This window comes from Streptomyces sp. NPDC017943 (genome assembly GCF_044328425.1).
Classification (GTDB): Bacteria; Actinomycetota; Actinomycetes; order Streptomycetales; family Streptomycetaceae; genus Streptomyces; species Streptomyces djakartensis_A.
Window position 1 is genome coordinate 385,029 of record NZ_JBIRHH010000007.1, and the last position, 16,175, is coordinate 401,203.

The 16,175-nt window shown below is 72.6% G+C and carries 15 protein-coding genes; 11 read left to right on the plus strand and 4 right to left on the minus strand.

The window, feature by feature from the left end:
• The first annotated feature begins 21 nt into the window (after nucleotides 1-21).
• The 5 genes from ACH4C6_RS24630 to ACH4C6_RS24650 all read left to right on the plus strand — a co-directional run bounded on the left by ACH4C6_RS24630 (nucleotide 22) and on the right by ACH4C6_RS24650 (nucleotide 4,310).
• Nucleotides 22-294, plus strand: coding sequence for a phosphoribosyl-ATP diphosphatase (locus ACH4C6_RS24630; RefSeq protein WP_028423093.1), 273 nt, complete (start codon nucleotides 22-24; stop codon nucleotides 292-294).
• Between the two features lie 45 nt (nucleotides 295-339).
• Nucleotides 340-1,188 (plus strand): ATP phosphoribosyltransferase, encoded by an 849-nt coding sequence (gene hisG, locus ACH4C6_RS24635; protein WP_398110742.1) that lies wholly within the window; start codon nucleotides 340-342, stop codon nucleotides 1,186-1,188.
• Between the two features lie 13 nt (nucleotides 1,189-1,201).
• Entirely contained in the window at nucleotides 1,202-1,657 is a 456-nt protein-coding gene (locus tag ACH4C6_RS24640; RefSeq protein ID WP_398110743.1) for a PH domain-containing protein, read from the plus strand.
• Between the two features lie 248 nt (nucleotides 1,658-1,905).
• Nucleotides 1,906-3,237, plus strand: coding sequence for a hemolysin family protein (locus ACH4C6_RS24645; protein WP_398110744.1), 1,332 nt, complete (start codon nucleotides 1,906-1,908; stop codon nucleotides 3,235-3,237).
• Entirely contained in the window at nucleotides 3,234-4,310 is a 1,077-nt protein-coding gene (locus ACH4C6_RS24650; RefSeq protein ID WP_398110745.1) for a hemolysin family protein, read from the plus strand. The genes ACH4C6_RS24645 and ACH4C6_RS24650 overlap by 4 nt, the downstream gene beginning before the upstream one ends.
• Before the next feature lie 54 nt (nucleotides 4,311-4,364).
• Here the strand turns inward: ACH4C6_RS24650 and ACH4C6_RS24655 are convergent, their stop codons facing one another.
• Both ACH4C6_RS24655 and ACH4C6_RS24660 read right to left on the minus strand, forming a co-directional pair.
• Nucleotides 4,365-6,227 (minus strand): AAA family ATPase, encoded by a 1,863-nt coding sequence (locus ACH4C6_RS24655; protein WP_398110746.1) that lies wholly within the window; start codon nucleotides 6,225-6,227, stop codon nucleotides 4,365-4,367.
• A gap of 430 nt (nucleotides 6,228-6,657) precedes the next feature.
• Nucleotides 6,658-7,314, minus strand: coding sequence for a uridine kinase (locus ACH4C6_RS24660; protein ID WP_398110802.1), 657 nt, complete (start codon nucleotides 7,312-7,314; stop codon nucleotides 6,658-6,660).
• Between the two features lie 195 nt (nucleotides 7,315-7,509).
• Here ACH4C6_RS24660 and ACH4C6_RS24665 point away from each other — a divergent pair, with 195 nt between their 5' ends.
• From ACH4C6_RS24665 to ACH4C6_RS24675, 3 genes are all read left to right on the plus strand, one after another.
• A complete protein-coding gene (locus ACH4C6_RS24665; RefSeq protein ID WP_398110747.1) occupies nucleotides 7,510-8,886 on the plus strand; it encodes a peptidase C39 family protein in 1,377 nt (458 codons plus the stop codon).
• Between the two features lie 92 nt (nucleotides 8,887-8,978).
• The gene (locus ACH4C6_RS24670) at nucleotides 8,979-9,131 is read left to right on the plus strand and encodes an SCO1431 family membrane protein (protein ID WP_398110748.1); all 153 of its coding nucleotides are present in this window, start codon (nucleotides 8,979-8,981) and stop codon (nucleotides 9,129-9,131) included.
• Between the two features lie 75 nt (nucleotides 9,132-9,206).
• Nucleotides 9,207-9,863, plus strand: a complete 657-nt coding sequence (locus ACH4C6_RS24675) for a TetR/AcrR family transcriptional regulator (RefSeq protein WP_398110749.1) — start codon at nucleotides 9,207-9,209, stop codon at nucleotides 9,861-9,863.
• Nucleotides 9,864-9,912: 49 nt separating this feature from the next.
• Here ACH4C6_RS24675 and ACH4C6_RS24680 read toward each other — a convergent pair whose 3' ends face one another.
• A complete protein-coding gene (locus tag ACH4C6_RS24680; protein ID WP_398110750.1) occupies nucleotides 9,913-11,178 on the minus strand; it encodes a glycoside hydrolase family 18 protein in 1,266 nt (421 codons plus the stop codon).
• 330 nt (nucleotides 11,179-11,508) lie between these two features.
• On the opposite strand from ACH4C6_RS24680, the gene ACH4C6_RS24685 reads away from it, so the two are divergent.
• Nucleotides 11,509-12,681 carry an acyl-CoA dehydrogenase family protein gene (locus ACH4C6_RS24685; protein ID WP_398110751.1) on the plus strand — a complete coding sequence of 391 codons (1,173 nt, stop codon included), beginning with the start codon at nucleotides 11,509-11,511 and terminating at the stop codon, nucleotides 12,679-12,681.
• 376 nt (nucleotides 12,682-13,057) lie between these two features.
• Here the strand turns inward: ACH4C6_RS24685 and ACH4C6_RS24690 are convergent, their stop codons facing one another.
• Nucleotides 13,058-13,489 (minus strand): hypothetical protein, encoded by a 432-nt coding sequence (locus tag ACH4C6_RS24690; RefSeq protein WP_398110752.1) that lies wholly within the window; start codon nucleotides 13,487-13,489, stop codon nucleotides 13,058-13,060.
• Between the two features lie 268 nt (nucleotides 13,490-13,757).
• Here ACH4C6_RS24690 and ACH4C6_RS24695 point away from each other — a divergent pair, with 268 nt between their 5' ends.
• Entirely contained in the window at nucleotides 13,758-14,198 is a 441-nt protein-coding gene (locus ACH4C6_RS24695) for an Lrp/AsnC family transcriptional regulator (protein WP_004002750.1), read from the plus strand.
• 117 nt (nucleotides 14,199-14,315) lie between these two features.
• A complete protein-coding gene (locus ACH4C6_RS24700; RefSeq protein ID WP_398110753.1) occupies nucleotides 14,316-15,932 on the plus strand; it encodes an amidohydrolase in 1,617 nt (538 codons plus the stop codon).
• Nucleotides 15,933-16,175 lie beyond the last annotated feature (243 nt).

A 16,175-nucleotide genomic window follows, 5' to 3' on the forward strand; every position in this document is an offset into this window, starting at 1 on the left:
TGGCATAGGCTGAGCGTCACCATGTCCAAGAAGACGTTCGAGGAGCTGTTCACCGAGCTCCAGCACAAGGCCGCCCACGGCGACCCCGCCTCCTCCCGCACCGCCGAGCTCGTCGGGAAGGGCGTCCACGCCATCGGCAAGAAGGTCGTCGAAGAGGCCGCCGAGGTGTGGATGGCCGCCGAGTACGAGGGCAAGGAGGCGGCCGCCGAGGAGATCTCGCAGCTGCTGTACCACGTCCAGGTGATGATGGTCGCCCGCGGCATCAGCCTCGACGACGTCTACGCCCACCTGTAAGCCGCACCCGTCCCCGCCCGACCCCACACGAAGGAAGCCGACCTCATGCTGCGCATCGCCGTCCCCAACAAGGGTTCCCTCTCAGGACCTGCGGCGGAGATGCTGCATGAGGCCGGCTACCGGCAGCGCCGCGAGTCCAAGGAACTGCGGATCGTCGACCCGGCCAACGACGTCGAGTTCTTCTACCTCCGCCCCCGCGACATCGCGATCTACGTCGCCTCCGGCCAGCTGGACATCGGCCTCACCGGCCGGGACCTGCTGATCGACTCCGGCGCCCAGGCCGAGGAGATCCTCCCCCTCGGCTTCGCCCGCTCCACCTTCCACTACGCCGCCAAGCCCGGCACCATGAGCGGCCTGGCCGACCTGGCCGGCAAGACCGTCGCCACCTCCTACGAGGGGATCGTCGCCGGCCACCTCGCCGAGCACGGCATCGACGCCTCCGTCGTCCACCTCGACGGCGCCGTCGAGACCGCCATCCAGCTCGGCGTCGCCCAGGTCATCGCCGACGTCGTCGAGACCGGCACCTCGCTGCGCAACGCGGGCCTGGAGATCGCCGGCGAGCCGATCATGCAGTCCGAGGCCGTGGTGATCCGCCGCACCGGCGCGGACGCCGACGACCCCAAGGTCCAGCAGTTCCTGCGCCGCCTCCAGGGCGTCCTGGTCGCCCGGACCTACGTGATGATGGACTACGACTGCCGCGTCGAGCAGCTGGAGAAGGCCGTCGCCCTCACCCCGGGCCTGGAGTCGCCGACCGTCTCCCCGCTGCACAACGAGGGCTGGGTCGCCGTCCGGGCCATGGTCCCCGCCAAGGACGCCCAGCGGATCATGGACGACCTGTACGACATCGGCGCCCGGGCCATCCTGACCACGGCCATCCACGCCTGCCGTCTCTGAGGGGCGTACCTCCATGTCCGAGCTTCCCGCCCTCCCGGTCACCTTCCGGCCGGGCAGCACCCGTGCCGTGCTGCTCACCGCCGCCGTGGCGATCTTCGTGGTGATCACCGCCGTCGCGATGCTGCTGAAGCAGCTCAGCCCCGCCGAGCGGCTCAGCTTCGTCGTCACGGCCCTGCTGCTGGACGCCGTCCTGCTGCTCCTGGCGCGGCCCAAGGTCGTCGCCGACGAGGACGGCGTCACCGTGGTGAACCTCACGAACAAGCGCCGGCTGGAGTGGGCCGAGATCCTCCAGGTGACCCTCCGGCCCGGCGACGCGTGGGTGTTCCTCAACCTCAGCGACGGCACCAGCCTGCCCGCCCTCGGCATCCAGCCGGGCCTGGCCCGGCAGCGCGCCATCGCCGACGCGCGGGCCCTGCGGGCGCTGGTCGAGGCCCGCTCCACCGCGGACGGCGAGCCCTTCCGGGGCTGAACCCGAGCAGACCCGGATGATTGTCACGCCGGCCGCCACTGCCGCACCGGCCCGTGTCTTGTTTAACCTGGTGGCGAAGGCGCGACCCACGCGCCTTCGCCCCTGCTGCCCCGACCGGTGCGCAGAGGGCTCCTGCTAACCGAGGAGTGACTCCCTCCGGCGATGGACGGATCGTCCTGCAGTACCTGCGCCGCCCCCAGCCGACCTAGCGCGGACCGTGTCCGCGACCGTGCCCGGGCGGCGGCATCATGACCACCCCTCTGCTGCTCCTGGCAGCCGCGTTCCTGCTGATTCTCGCCAACGGATTCTTCGTGGCGGCCGAGTTCGGACTCGTCACGGTCGAACGGCCCGAGGCCGAGAAGGCCGCCGCCGAGGGCGACCGGCGCGCCCACCGCGTCGTCGAATCGCTCAAGGAACTGTCCTTCCAGCTCTCCGGCACCCAGCTCGGCATCACCATCACCTCCCTCGTCGTCGGCATGCTCGCCGAACCGGCGCTGGCCGAGCTGCTGCACGGACCGTTCACCTCCATCGGCATCCCCGAGGGGGCCGTCTCCGGTGTCACGGTCGTCGTCGGCATGCTGCTGGCCTCCGCCGTGCAGATGGTGATCGGCGAACTCCTGCCCAAGAACTGGGCGGTGTCCCGGCCGCTTCAGGTCGCGCGGTTCGTCGCGGGCCCGCAGCATGTGTTCGCCCGGCTGTTCCGCCCGGTCATCGCCGGCCTCAACGCCGTCGCCAACCGGCTCGTGCGCGCCCTGGGCATCGAACCCACCGAGGAGCTGGCCTCCGCCCGCACCCCGGGGGAGCTCGTCTCCCTGGCCCGCCACTCGGCCCGGGCCGGAGCCCTGGAGCAGGACACCGCCGACCTGTTCGTGCGCACCCTGTCCCTGGGCGAGCTGACCGCGCAGCACGTGATGACCCCGCGCGTGAAGGTGAGCGCCCTGCAGTCCTCGGCCACCGCCGAGGACGTCGTCAACCTCACCCGCGCCACCGGCCTGTCCCGCTTCCCCGTCTACCGGGAACGGATCGACGAGGTCGTCGGCATGGTCCACCTCAAGGACGCCCTGGCCGTCGGCGTCCAGGACCGCCTGCGCACCCCCGTCGGCCGCATCGCCCGCCCCGCGCTGCTCGTCCCCGAGACGCTGCCGGTCCGGCCGCTGCTGACCCGGCTGCGCAGCGAGCAGCCCATCGCGGTCGTCGTCGACGAGTACGGCGGCACCGCCGGCGTCGTCACGCTGGAGGACATCGTCGAGGAGATCGTCGGCGAGGTCCGCGACGAGCACGACGGGCACGACCTGCCCGAGCTGGCCTCCGCACCCCCCGAGGACGGCAGGCCCGCCTGGGATGTCGACGGCAGCTGCCGGGTCGACGTCCTGCGGCGCATCGGCCTCGACGTGCCCGAGGGCCCGTACGAGACGGTCGCGGGCCTGATCGCCGACCTGCTGGGCCGGATCCCGGCCGTCGGTGACAAGGCCGAGCTGCCGGGCTGGCGGCTGTCCGTGCGGCAGGTCGGCCACTACCGCGCCGAGCGGGTGCGGCTGGTCAGGCACGCCCCCGTCGCCGTGGCGGAGGTCGTGCGATGAGCGTGCTGCAACTGGCCTTCGCGGGCCTCCTCGTGCTCGCCAACGGCTTCTTCGTCGGCGCCGAGTTCGCGCTCGTCTCCGTACGGCGGAGCCAGATCGAACCGCTCGGCACCGCCCGCTCCCGGCAGGTCCTGCACGGCCTGGAGCGGCTGCCGCAGATGATGGCCGCGGCGCAGTTCGGCATCACGATCTGCTCCCTCACCCTGGGCGCGGTCGCCGAACCGACGGTGGCGCACCTGCTGGAGCCGGTCTTCGCCTGGATCCACCTGCCGCACGCGATGATCCACCCGCTCGGGTACGTCATCGCCCTGGCGACGGTGGTCTTCTTCCACCTCGTCATCGGCGAGATGGTGCCGAAGAACCTGGCCATGGCGGCCCCCGAGAAGGCCGCCCTGTGGCTCAGCCCGGGCCTGGTGTGGTTCGCCCGTTTCTGCAAGCCCATCACCTTCGCCCTCGGCGCGGTGTCGCAGGGGATCCTGCGGCTCTTCCGCGTCGAGCCCAAGGACGAGGTCGAGGCCGTCTTCACCAGCGAGCAGCTCAACCGGCTGGTGGAGGACGCCGGCCAGGCCGGCCTGCTCGACCCGGAGGAGGCCGAGCGCCTGGAGGACGCCCTGGAGCTGGGTTCCCGCCCGGTGACGGACGTCCTGCTGAGGCGCGAGTCCCTGGTCACGGTCAGCCCGTCGGTCACGCCCGGCCGCATCGTCGAGCTGACGGCCCGCACCGGCTACTCGCGGTTCCCGGTCGCCGCGGACACGGGCGCCTTCATGGGCTATCTGCACGTCAAGGACGTCCTCGACCTGGAGGACTCCGACCGGGCCGTGCCGCAGCAGCTGTGGCGGCCCATGACGACCCTGCGGCCGGAACTGCCGCTGGACGACGCCCTGACGGTGATGCGCCGGGCCGCGACCCATCTGGCCCAGGTGGCCGACAGGTCGGGCAGGGTCCTGGGCCTGGTCGCCCTGGAGGACGTACTGGAACTCCTCGTGGGGGAGGTGCGCGACCCCGCACACCGCCAGGTCCGCGAGGTCCGGCTGACCGAACCCAGGTCGGGCGAGGAGGTCCTGGCCACCTAGCGCCCGGCGTCCTGTGCGGCGTCGGGCCTCGGCCTCGACGCCGCACGGGGACCGTCACGGTCCGGGCGGATCCTGCGGCCCTCGCCCGGACAGCACCTCCCCGTACGCCTGCATCAGGTCCGGCAGCCTCAGGGTCGCCAGGTCCTCACGGCCCAGGACACCGGGATACACCGACAGCCGCAGGTCGCGGTACGCACAGCTCTTCTCGTACAGCGTCCGCAGGAACCGCCCGTTGCCCAGCTCGTCGATCCAGCCCTGGTCCACCACGTGCCCGGCGATGGAGCGCAGTTCGTCGAGGGCCTCCTCGTCCCACACGTCCCCGTTCTCCGCCGCGAGCACCTTGCCGATCTCGGTGAGTTCCAGCGGCCGGTAGGACGGGAAGTCGACGCGGGTGGTGAACCGGGACGACAGCCCGGGGTTCGCGGCGAGCAGGCGGTCCATGCCCTCGGGGTAGCCGGCCAGGATCACCACCAGGTGGTCCCGGTTGTCCTCCGCCCGCTTCAGCAGCACCTGAAGCGCCTCGTCGCCGTATGCGTCGCCCTTGCCGTAGCCCGAGTTGGACAGCGCGTAGGCCTCGTCGACGAAGAGCACCCCGCCGAGGGCGGAGTCGATCAGCTCGTTGGCCTTCACGGCCGTCTGCCCGAGGTACTCGCCGACCAGATCCGCGCGCTGCGCCTCCACCAGGTGGTCGCCGCCGAGCAGTCCGAGGGCGTAGAAGACCCGGCCCAGGATGCGGGCGACGGTGGTCTTGCCGGTGCCGGAGGGGCCGGAGAAGACGAAGTGGCGTTTCGGCGGCTGCACCGGAAGGCCCTGGCCGGCCCGCAGCCGGGCCATGTTGAGCTGCGCGGACAACGCCTTGACCTGGCGCTTGACCGGCTCCAGACCCACCATGCGCTCGAGCTGCGCCAGGGCCTCCTCCAGCAGGGCGGGATCGGTGGGGCCGGTGGGCAGGGACGGAGCCGGCCCGGTCCGCTCGCGGACCGACGGCCCCGTCACCGGCGGCAGGGGCACGGACAGGGGCGGCTCGGGGTCGGGCAGCCGCAGGTCGCGCCCCTCCGTGCCGAAGAACGCGTCGAACCCGTCCGGCCCGTCCACGCTGTCCTGTCCCGTGCCGGTGAGGGTGATCGCCGCGAAGTCGGCGGACTCGTCGAATCCGTCGCCCTCGGCGATGGCGGCGAGCCGGGCCGAGGTGTCCATGAACGCCGGGTCCACGCGGTGCACGGCCCGGTACAGGGGGAGTGCGGCGGCGCTGCGGCCGGTGCCCTCGTGCGCCCGGGCCAGCCAGTAGCGCAGTTCCTTGCGCTGCGGCTGCTCGCTGCGGCAGCGCATCAGCGCGGCGGACAGCAGCGGTTCGGCCTGGCCGTACATCTCCAGCCTGACCCGCGCCATGCCGCCGAACAAGCCGGCCTCCACGCCGAGCAGGGAGTCGTCCAGGAGCGGGTCGGTGTGACGGACCAGCTGCTCCCAGTCCTTGACCAGGTAGGCGCGGCAGGCGTGCAGGAAGCGGACCTGGTGGTCGGTGTCCACGGGCGGCAGCCCCGCCAGTGCCCGGTCCAGTTCGGGGACGTGCCGGCCGTCCAGCCAGTGGGAGGCGTGCGCGAGCAGCAGATCGCGCGGGCTCTCCAGCACCGGCTGCACCCACCAGCCGAGCCAGTACCAGGAGTTGAGGGCGCGCCGGTAGCGTGCGCGTTGCTCGCCGAAGCGCTCGCGATGGCGGAACATCCGCAGCAGGGCCGTCGAGGTGTCGACGCGCAGCGCGTGCAGCCCGAGCCAGCCGTCGGCCATCCCCGGGTCCATGCGCACGGCGGCGCGGAACTCCTCCTCGGCCTGCGGATAGGCACCCATCGTGCAGGCGTCCACGCCTCGCAGCCAGGCGAGGTCGGCCGGGGCCTGAGGGCCCCGCGTGCCGAAGTCCATCCCGTCCCCCACGAACCGTGCCCCCGTCGGTTTGCCAACGAGCCGTCCCCCGGCCGGCTGCCCACTCGAACCCCTGTGCCACGGACCGGAGTTGCGCCGTGCGAAGCGACCGTCCGCAGGTCGCGACGAGGGCATCGTACCGTCGGGGGACGCGCGTCCGTAGAGGGCCTCGAGGGCGCTTCCGGCGAGGTGGGAGCCGCTGCGCCTGCCGCGCGGACGGTGACCGAGGGTGAGCGTCGAACGCGTCGCGGGGGGCCCGGAAACCGGGAGAGGGCAGAACGAAGCCCCCGATCACGGGGGAACAACCGGGGGCTTCGCGTCTGCGGGCGGCCCGCTGGGCCGCACATTGAGAACGTAAGACCTGTACGGCCCCCCGGTCAAGCCGAGTTGAGGCACTCCGGGAAGTTGCATCGCAAGGCTCTTCACAAGTTCAGCACACAGCGGGTGGTCCGTCACCCTCTGTGAAAAACTGGTCCGGTCCAGGTCTTGCCGCGGGCCCCTTGCGTACCTCGTATCCCGTCTCCCGCCCGCGCACCAGGAGGTCGGCGAAGGGCCGCGAGGGGTCCTGGGCGAAATGCTCCTGCTCCGCCGGGACCCACCCGTCCCAGAACGCGCGCTGCTCCTCCCCGTCCCGCGAGCGTCCCCGGGCCCAGGCCTCCTCGCGCGGCACGTCCATCCACAGCAGCAGCGCCAGATGCGGCCGCACGGCACGGCGTCCCGCGCCGACGCCCTCCAGGAGCACCACCGGTGCCGGGGGCAGGGGGCGCACCGGCCCGAAGCGGCGGGCCCGCCAGTCGTAGGGGGCGTAGTGGGCGGTCCGGCCCTGGGCGAGCGGCTCGATCACCTGCCGGTGCAGGCGCTCCGTCCAGGCGAACAGCTCCTCGTGGCTGGCGATGTCGTCCAGGCGCAGGACCGGGGCCCCGCCGAGGGCCGCCGCCACGTGCCCGGCGAACGTGGTCTTCCCGGAGCCGGCGTGCCCGTCGACGCCGACCAGCCGGACCGGGCCGCAGGAGGGGGACAGGCGGGCGATCCGGGCGGCCAGGTGCCGGACTTCGGGCCCGGGCGCGGGGCGGGAGGAGGCGTTCATCTCGCGCAGCACTCTAGCGACGCGGTCCGGGGCGGGCGCCACTGGTCGACGCCAATATTGGTGGGCGCGGCGCGCGTCGAAGTGCTGGCAGTGTCCGGCGTGCTGTGCTCCTATGTGGCCCACACACGTGTGTTCACCGACCGTGCCACGGACCTGCCCTCTCCTGCCCGACTCCGACATCCGGGGGTCCCCGCCATGAGCAGAGCCGAACATCCGTCCCGCAGGACCGTCCTGGCCGCCGCGGTCGCCGCCGCCGTCGCGGCGAGCACGGGCCCGGCGTCCGCCGACCCCGAGAACGGCATGACGACCGACACAGCCGAACCCACCCGGGCGGTCCCGGGCACCGTCGACAACCGGGCCTGGTTCTCCCACCGGGACTGGAGCAGCGGCACGGCCAAGGGCACCCGGGCCGTCGCGGGCACCCACCCCGGCGTGGAGATCGCGAAGCCGGCCGGGACCACCTCCTACACCGACCCGCACACGGGCGTCACCGCCCGCTGGGAGTACGGCACCTGGACCTCGCCCACACACCGGCTCACCGTCCCCGCGACCGAGGCGATCGTCTCCTGGAACGCCCGCACCCCGGCCGGCACCTGGATCCAGGCCGAGCTCAAGGGCACCTACTCCGACGGCACCAGCACCCCCTGGTACGTGATGGGCCGCTGGGCCGCCGGCGACCGGGACATCCGGCGCACCTCGGTCGACGACCAGAGCGACGGCCGCAGCACCGTCTGGACCGACACCCTGGCCGTCGACGACCCGTCCACGGGCCTGCGCCTGACCGCCTACCGGCTCCGCCTGACCCTGTACCGCAAGCCGGGCGGCACGGCCACGCCCACCGTGTGGCGGCTCGCCACCATGGGCTCCGACGTGCCCGACCGGTTCACCGTCCCGGCCTCCACGCCCGGGCTCGCGAGGGAGCTGGCCGTCCCCCGGTACTCGCAGGAGATCCACAAGGGCCAGTACCCGGAGTACGACAACGGCGGCGAGGCCTGGTGCAGCCCCACGTCCTCGCAGATGATCATCGAGTACTGGGGCGGCCGGCTCACCCCGGCCCAACTGGCGTGGGTGGACCCGTCCTTCGCCGATCCGCAGGTCTGCCACGCGGCCAGGTACACCTACGACCACCAGTACGCGGGCTGCGGCAACTGGCCCTTCAACGCCGCCTACGCCGCCACGTTCAAGGACCTCCGGGGCCTCGTCACACGGCTCGTCTCGCTGACCGACCTGGAGACCCTGATCGCGGCCGGGGTCCCGGCCATGACGTCACAGTCCTTCCTGAAGGAGGAGCTGACCGGGGCCGGGTACGGCACCGCCGGGCACCTGATGACGGTCATCGGCTTCACCGCGGACGGCGACGTGATCGCCAACGACCCCGCGTCGGAGAGCAACGAGGCCGTGCGGCGCGTCTACCGGCGGCGCGAGTTCGAGAACATCTGGCTGCGGACCAAGCGCTACAACGCCTCGGGCAAGGTCGCCTCGGGCACCGGCGGCGTCTGCTACCTGTACTTCCCGGCGCGTCCGACCACCGCCCAGCGCAAGGCGCTGAACGCCGTGGGCGTCCGCGTGTGACCAAGGTCTCGGCGGCAAAAGCCGCTCAAGGTGGCAAGGTGGACGCAGCTCGGGGGGGATGTCCGACCGCACCAGCGAACCAGCGAGACACCATGACCGCGCACTCCGCCACCGCCTCCACCTCCGCCCCGCGCGCCCGCACCGGCGGCCCGCGGGAGGACGGACCGAAGATCGTCGAGCATGTCATGGGCTGGGCCCTGGTCGTGGTCGTCGCGATGCTCGTGACCCAGCTCGGCCTGCTGTGACCTGACCCACGGAGGGCGTGTGGGGCCTGCCATACTGCGGAGGTCCCACCCCCGCCCGTGAGACCAGGGTCGACCGTGAACATCAGCCCCCAGCCCGCCGCGCGCCCGCGAGCCCGCGGGACCGAGCGCTCGACGGCCCGTCGTGCCGAACTCATCGCCATCGGGCGGAGGTTGTTCGCCGACACCTCCTACGACGCCCTGTCGATGGACGACATCGCCCGCCAGGCGCACGTCGCCAAGGGGCTGATCTACTACTACTTCCAGTCCAAACGCGGCTACTACCTGGCCATCATCCAGGACTCCGTCACCGAGTTGCTCACCCTGGCGGCCGGCGGCCTCGAACTGCCCCCGGTCGACCGGGTCCAGCGCACCATCGACAGCTACCTGCGCTACGCCGAGCACAACCAGGCCGCCTACCGCACGATCGTCAGCGGCGGCGTCGGCTTCGACACCGAGGTGCACGCCCTGCGCGACGGGGTGCGCGAGTCCGTCGTGACGACGATCGCCGAGGGCGCCTACGGCCGCGCCGACATCAGTCCGCTGGCCCGCATGGCGCTGCTGGCCTGGGTGTGCAGCGTCGAGGGCGCCACCCTGGAGTGGATCGACCGGCCCGAACTGGCCCGCGCGACCATGCGCGAGCTGCTCGTGAAGACCCTGGGCGGTGCCCTGCGCGCGATCGAGGAACTCGACTCCGCGCACCCCGCCCCGCAGCCGGCCCGCCGCGGGGCATGAGCAAGGGGCGGAGGGTCCGCCACGACCCCTCCGCCCCTTGCCCCCGGCCCTACTTGATGGCCTTGATCAGCTCACCGTTGGCGGTGTCGCCGCTCAGCTCCCAGAAGAACGTGCCGCCCAGACCCTGCTGGTTCTTGTAATTCATCTTGGTCGCGATGGTCGCCGGGGTGTCGTAACTCCACCAGTCGCTGCCGCACTTGGCGTACGCCGTGCCGGCCACCGTCCCCGTCGCCGGGCACTTAGTCTTGAGCACCTTGTAGTCCTCGATGCCCGGCTCGTACGTGCCCGCCGCCGGGCCCGTGGCGGTGCCGCCGGGAGCCGCCTGGGTGACGCCGGTCCAGCCGCGGCCGTAGAAGCCGATGCCGAGCAGCAGCTTGGAGGCGGGGACGCCGAGTCCCTTGAGCTTGGCGATGGTCGCCGAACTGTGGTTGTCCGCCTTGGGGATGCCGGCGTACGAGGTCAGCGGCGAGTGCGGCGCCGTCGGTCCGGCGGCGTCCCAGGCACCGAAGAAGTCGTAGGTCATCGGGTTGTACCAGTCGACGTACTGAGCGGCACCCGCGTAGTCGGCGGCGTCGATCTTGCCGCCGGGGGTGGCGTCGGCGGTGATCGCCGCGGTGACCAGGTTCCTGGAGCCGAACTTGGCGCGCAGCGCCTGCATCACGTTCCTGAAGGCCGCCTTGCCGCTGGTGTCGCAGGTGGCGCCGCAGGCGTTCGGGTACTCCCAGTCGATGTCGATGCCGTCGAAGACGTCGGCCCACTTGGAGTTCTCGACCAGGTCGTAGCAGGACTGGGCGAAGGCGGCGGGGTTCTTCGCGGCCTCGCCGAACCCGGCCGACCAGGTCCAGCCGCCGAAGGACCACAGCACCTTGAGGTTCGGGTGCTTCTGCTTCAGCTTGCGCAGCTGGTTGAAGTTGCCGCGCAGCGGCTGGTCCCAGGTGTCCGCCTTGCCGTCGACCGACTCGGCGGCGGTGTAGGCCCGGTCGGTGGCGGCGTAGGCGTCGCCCATGGCGCACTTGCCGCCGGTGACGTTGCCGAACGCGTAGTTGATGTGCGTGAGCTTGGCGCCCGAGCCGGACGTCTCGATGTTCTTGACGTAGTACTTGCGGTCGTAGGTGCCCCATTCGGTGAAGTACCCGAGGACCTTGGAACCGGCGGCCTCCGCCCGGGGAGTGGCCTGCGAGCCGGCGGCGGCCTCCTGAGCCGAGGTCGCCGCGGTGGCGGAGGTGCCCGCGCCGGCCAGCAGACCGGCGCCCAGGACGGCGCAACAGGCCGCGGACACGATCGCCCGGAAGCGGGAGGGGTGGGGGGTGTGCATCCGTGTCTCCTCGTGGGGGAGAGGAACACGCGCTCATTGGCATGAACGCGGTGAGTCGGTGGAGCGAAACAGTAGGAGGACTAGACCAGTTGGGTCAATGGTGCGGACCAATTTCACCGCGCGGCCGACGCCCGGCCCTTTCTTGAAGTAAGCGGTCGTTAACTGGTGACGGGATGCCTCCGATCGGGCATACTCACAGCGCACAGCCGCTGGTCAGCAGCGTCCGCGACCCGGGACTGCAAGCATCGGCCAGGCACCAGATCGACCAGGCGGCGCCGCCCCCACCCTTGGGCCCGTCCGCCAGTGCCCGACAGGGAGGAGAGCGTCGCCATGCCCGACCGCGCCCCGCAGCCGGTGGACCGGCCACTGCCCACGGAGGAGGCCCGGGACCTCATCTCACTCGTCCGCGACATCGCGGCGCAGGAGATCGTCCCCAAGGCGGCCGAGGAGGAGGACGCCGGCCGCTTCCCGCGCGAGCTGTTCACCCTGCTCTCCCGCTCCGGCCTGCTGGGCCTGCCGTACGACGCGGAGTACGGCGGCGGCGACCAGCCCTACGAGGTGTACCTCCAGGTCCTGGAGGAGCTGGCCGCGGCCCGCCTCACCGTCGGCCTCGGAGTCAGCGTGCATTCCCTGGCCTCCTACGCCCTCGCCGCCTACGGCACCAAGGAACAGCAGGTCGAGCATCTGCCCGCGATGCTCGGCGGCGGTCTGCTGGGCGCCTACTGCCTGTCCGAGCCGCAGTCCGGATCGGACGCGGCGGCCCTGCGCACCAGGGCCGTGCGCGACGGTGACGACTGGGTGATCACCGGGACCAAGGCCTGGATCACCCACGGGGGTGTCGCCGACTTCTACACGGTCATGGCCCGCACCGGCCAGGAGGGCCCGCGCGGGATCACGGCCTTTCTGGTGCCGGGCGACGCCGAGGGCGTGAGCGCGGCGGCGCCCGAGAAGAAGATGGGCATGAAGGGCTCGCCCACCGCCCAGGTGCACTTCGACGGTGTCCGGGTCTCCGACGACCGGCGCATCGGCGAGGAGGGGCAGGGCTTCGCCATCGCGCTGTCGTCCCTGGACTCGGGGCGCCTCGGGATCTCCGCGTGCGCCATCGGCGTCGCCCAGGCCGCGCTCGACGAGGCGGCGGCCTACGCGACCGGGCGCCGCCAGTTCGGCAGGCCGATCGCCGACTTCCAGGGGCTGCGCTTCATGCTCGCCGACATGGCGACGCAGATCGAGGCGGGCCGCGCGCTCTACCTCGCGGCGGCGCGGCTCAGGGACGCGGGCCGGCCGTTCGCCCGGCAGGCGGCCATGGCCAAGCTGTTCTGCACCGACACGGCGATGCGGGTCACCACCGACGCCGTGCAGATCCTCGGCGGCTACGGCTACACCGCCGACTTCCCGGCCGAGCGCTACATGCGCGAGGCCAAGGTGCTGCAGATCGTCGAGGGCACCAACCAGATCCAGCGGATGGTCATCGGCCGCCATCTCGTGGGTCCAGAGGAACGCTGAACTGGTCGAGTCCCCGCCAGGGGGCCGCGAGCCGCATCCACTCCGGGTCGTGCCGGCCCGGCAGGGTGCGACCGCCCTCGGCCCAGGTCCGCATCAGCTCGCGGAAGATCGGCGGGTCCTGGTAGCGCGGCGCGACGGGCCGAAGCGATTGCGCGGGCGGCGGGACGTACAGGAGGCGCTGACGCCCGGTCGCTGAGGAGATGGGGGTCATACCAGGGCAACGCGGCGGAGGCCGGACAGGTCACCGGGGCACGGATTCGGGCGTGCGTTCAGCCGCGTCCGCGAGACGCCCTCGCCCCGCACCACGGCGGTCGTACCGGTGCCGTGGTGCGGGGCGGTCGCTGAACGGGAGCGAGCGGGCGGGAAGGGCCCGTGCTCAGGCCGCGCGGCGCATGACGGGGACGCGCATCGGGCGCGAGCCCGGGCCGCCGACGTGCGAGAACGGCTGCATCCGCCAGTCCAGTCCCTGAGGGAGCGTCAGCAGCAGGGCCGTGTCCTGCTCCTGGGGCTCCACCGACTCGTCGGCGGGGCGGGCGTCGGAGGCCCGGCGGCCGGTTCCGGCGCAGACCGTGAGCCCGAACGGGTTCCACGGCGAGGCGCACAGCGCGTGCTCCGGCAGCACCTCTTCGTCCGCCAGCAGGGCGATGGGCTGCGCACAGTCCGGGCAGACGACCCGGAACATCTCGAACGTGTCGTAGGCGTCGAGTTCGTCGTCGAAGGCGTCGGGTTCGACGCCCTCCGGCTCGGGCTCGACGACGGGCTGCTGCCGCTTGGGCGCGGTGCGACCAGGGCGCTTGAGACTCTGCATTGGGTACTCCCCCTCGGGCTGGGCCGTATCAGGCACTGCGGCCTCGACCACAGCAAGCACTTCCCGTCGCCCCCGCCCGGTAATCACGGGAACATCACGGAGACTGTTCGAGTGATGTGGCGTTCGTCACATCCATGGTCGGGGTGTCCGCTGCGGCGCATTTGTCCCCCGGAAGGGGGACCCCGCGCTTCCCGCGCGGCGCGAACCGGCCATGACCTCGACTCCTCGGGTATCCGAGGAGATCAACCGCCCTGTAGGTTCTAGCGCCATGGAGGAGCTGGACCGACAGATCGTGCAGCTGCTCGTCAAGGACGGGCGGATGAGCTACACCGACCTGGGCAAGGCCACCGGCCTGTCCACCTCGGCCGTGCACCAGCGGGTGCGGCGGCTGGAGCAGCGGGGTGTCATCCGGGGCTACGCGGCGGTCGTCGACCCCGAGGCGGTGGGGCTGCCGATGACGGCGTTCATCTCCGTGAAGCCGTTCGACCCCAGCGCGCCGGACGACATCGCGGACCGGCTGGCCGGAGTGCCGGAGATCGAGGCGTGCCACAGCGTCGCCGGCGACGAGAACTACATCCTCAAGGTCCGGGTCGCCACGCCGCACGAGCTGGAGGAACTCCTCGCCCGGCTGCGGTCCCTGGCCGGGGTGTCCACCCGTACGACGGTGGTCCTGTCGACGCCGTACGAGGCGCGTCCGCCCAGGATCTGACCCGCCGGTTCCCACTTCGCCCGCCACGCGGGAGAAGGCGGGGCGCCCCCTTGCGCGCCCCTGCTCGTGCGGCCCCTGACCGACCCGGCGGACCGCTCCCCTGTGACACTGTTGTCCATGAGTGAGTCCCCCGTGTCGCCGAAGACCGTCCTGCTCCGTCGTGGAGAGGTCCACAGCCCCGCCGATCCCTTCGCCACCGCCATGGTGGTGGAGCGCGGGCAGGTCGCCTGGGTGGGTTCGGAGGGCGCCGCCGACGCCTTCGCCGACGGGGTCGACGAAGTGGTCGACCTCGACGGCGCGTTGGTCACCCCCGCCTTCACCGACGCACACGTGCACACCACCGCCACCGGCCTCGCCCTGACCGGGCTCGACCTGTCGGACGCACCCTCCCTCGAAGCCGCCCTCGCCCGGGTGCGCGAGTTCGCCGCCGCCCGGCCGGACGACCGGGTGCTGCTGGGGCACGGCTGGGACGCCGCCCGCTGGCCCGGCGGCCGGCCCCCGACGCGCGCCGAACTCGACGACGCCACCGGGCACCGCCCCCTCTACCTCAGCCGGATCGACGTGCACTCGGCGGTCGTCACCACGGCCCTGCTCGACCTAGTCCCGTCGGCCGGACAGCAGGACGGCCTCCAGGGGGACGGACCGCTCACGGCCGACGCCCACCACGCCGTCCGGGCCGCCGCGTTCGGCGCCGTCACCGAGCGGCAGCGCACCGAGGCGCAGCGGGCCGCGCTGGCGCACGCCGTGTCCCTCGGCATCGGCACCGTCCACGAGTGCGCCGGACCGCAGATCTCCTCGGAGGAGGACTTCACCGGCCTGCTGGGCCTCGCCGCCCGGGAGAGCGGCCCGCGTGTCGTGGGCTACTGGGCCGAGCAGGACGTCGCCAAGGCACGGGAACTGGGCGCGGTGGGAGCCGCGGGTGACCTGTTCGTCGACGGCGCCCTCGGCTCGCACACCGCCTACCTGCACGAGCCGTACGCCGACGCCGCGCACACCGGCCGGGCGTACCTCGACGCCGCCGCGGTCGCCGCGCACGTCGTGGCGTGCACCGAGGCGGGCCTGCAGGCCGGCTTCCACGCCATCGGCGACGCGGCCGTGGACGCCGTGGTCGAGGGCGTGCGCGCCGCCGCGGAGAAGCTCGGCCCGGCGCGTGTCCGCGCCGCCCGGCACCGCGTCGAGCACGCCGAGATGCTCACCCCGGAGGCCGTCGCGGCCTTCGCCGAACTCGGTCTCACCGCCTCCGTCCAGCCCGCCTTCGACGCCCTGTGGGGCGGCGACGAGGGCATGTACGCCCAGCGGCTCGGAGCGGAGCGCGCCAGGACGCTGAACCCGTTCGCGGCCCTGCTGCGCGCCGGAGTACCGCTCGCCTTCGGGTCCGACAGCCCGGTCACCCCGCTCGACCCGTGGGGCACGGTCCGTGCGGCCGCCTTCCACCGCACTCCCGAGCACCGCGTCTCCGTGCGCGCCGCGTTCACGGCGCACACGCGCGGCGGCTGGCGGGCGGTGGGCCGCGACGACGCCGGCGTCCTGGTCCCGGGCGCGCCCGCCGACTACGCCGTGTGGCGCACCGGCGAGCTGGTGGTGCAGGCGCCGGACGACCGGGTCGCCCGCTGGTCCACCGACCCGCGCTCCGGCACCCCGGGTCTGCCCGACCTGACCCCCGGTCGTGAGCTGCCGGTATGCCTGCGCACCGTCGTCGGCGGACGCACGGTCTTCGTACGGCCGGGCGAGTGATCTACGGGAGTGGCGCGCGGGAAACCGTGCGCCGCACCCCCGGCGCGCGACCTGCGCGTCCTCGGTCCTGACCAGGGCCGCGAAGCGGAACGGGCAGGTCGGGCGACTGTTGACAGGCAGCCGCAGCGTGCCGGTAGGTTCTGCGGAGTCCACCACCGGACGCCCGACCGGGGAACGTCCGAGCACTCGCCGCGGCACCGCCGGGTCAGGGACGGTGTGCCGCACCGGGGCACCGCCACTGGG

Coding starts and splice junctions, on each gene's coding strand:
- ACH4C6_RS24630 (WP_028423093.1), top strand. CDS start 22: ATGTCCAAGAAGACGTTCGAGGAGCTGTTCACCGAGCTCCAGCACAAG.
- hisG (WP_398110742.1), top strand. CDS start 340: ATGCTGCGCATCGCCGTCCCCAACAAGGGTTCCCTCTCAGGACCTGCG.
- ACH4C6_RS24640 (WP_398110743.1), top strand. CDS start 1,202: ATGTCCGAGCTTCCCGCCCTCCCGGTCACCTTCCGGCCGGGCAGCACC.
- ACH4C6_RS24645 (WP_398110744.1), top strand. CDS start 1,906: ATGACCACCCCTCTGCTGCTCCTGGCAGCCGCGTTCCTGCTGATTCTC.
- ACH4C6_RS24650 (WP_398110745.1), top strand. CDS start 3,234: ATGAGCGTGCTGCAACTGGCCTTCGCGGGCCTCCTCGTGCTCGCCAAC.
- ACH4C6_RS24655 (WP_398110746.1), bottom strand. CDS start 6,227: ATGGACTTCGGCACGCGGGGCCCTCAGGCCCCGGCCGACCTCGCCTGG.
- ACH4C6_RS24660 (WP_398110802.1), bottom strand. CDS start 7,314: ATGAACGCCTCCTCCCGCCCCGCGCCCGGGCCCGAAGTCCGGCACCTG.
- ACH4C6_RS24665 (WP_398110747.1), top strand. CDS start 7,510: ATGAGCAGAGCCGAACATCCGTCCCGCAGGACCGTCCTGGCCGCCGCG.
- ACH4C6_RS24670 (WP_398110748.1), top strand. CDS start 8,979: ATGACCGCGCACTCCGCCACCGCCTCCACCTCCGCCCCGCGCGCCCGC.
- ACH4C6_RS24680 (WP_398110750.1), bottom strand. CDS start 11,178: ATGCACACCCCCCACCCCTCCCGCTTCCGGGCGATCGTGTCCGCGGCC.
- ACH4C6_RS24685 (WP_398110751.1), top strand. CDS start 11,509: ATGCCCGACCGCGCCCCGCAGCCGGTGGACCGGCCACTGCCCACGGAG.
- ACH4C6_RS24690 (WP_398110752.1), bottom strand. CDS start 13,489: ATGCAGAGTCTCAAGCGCCCTGGTCGCACCGCGCCCAAGCGGCAGCAG.
- ACH4C6_RS24695 (WP_004002750.1), top strand. CDS start 13,758: ATGGAGGAGCTGGACCGACAGATCGTGCAGCTGCTCGTCAAGGACGGG.
- ACH4C6_RS24700 (WP_398110753.1), top strand. CDS start 14,316: ATGAGTGAGTCCCCCGTGTCGCCGAAGACCGTCCTGCTCCGTCGTGGA.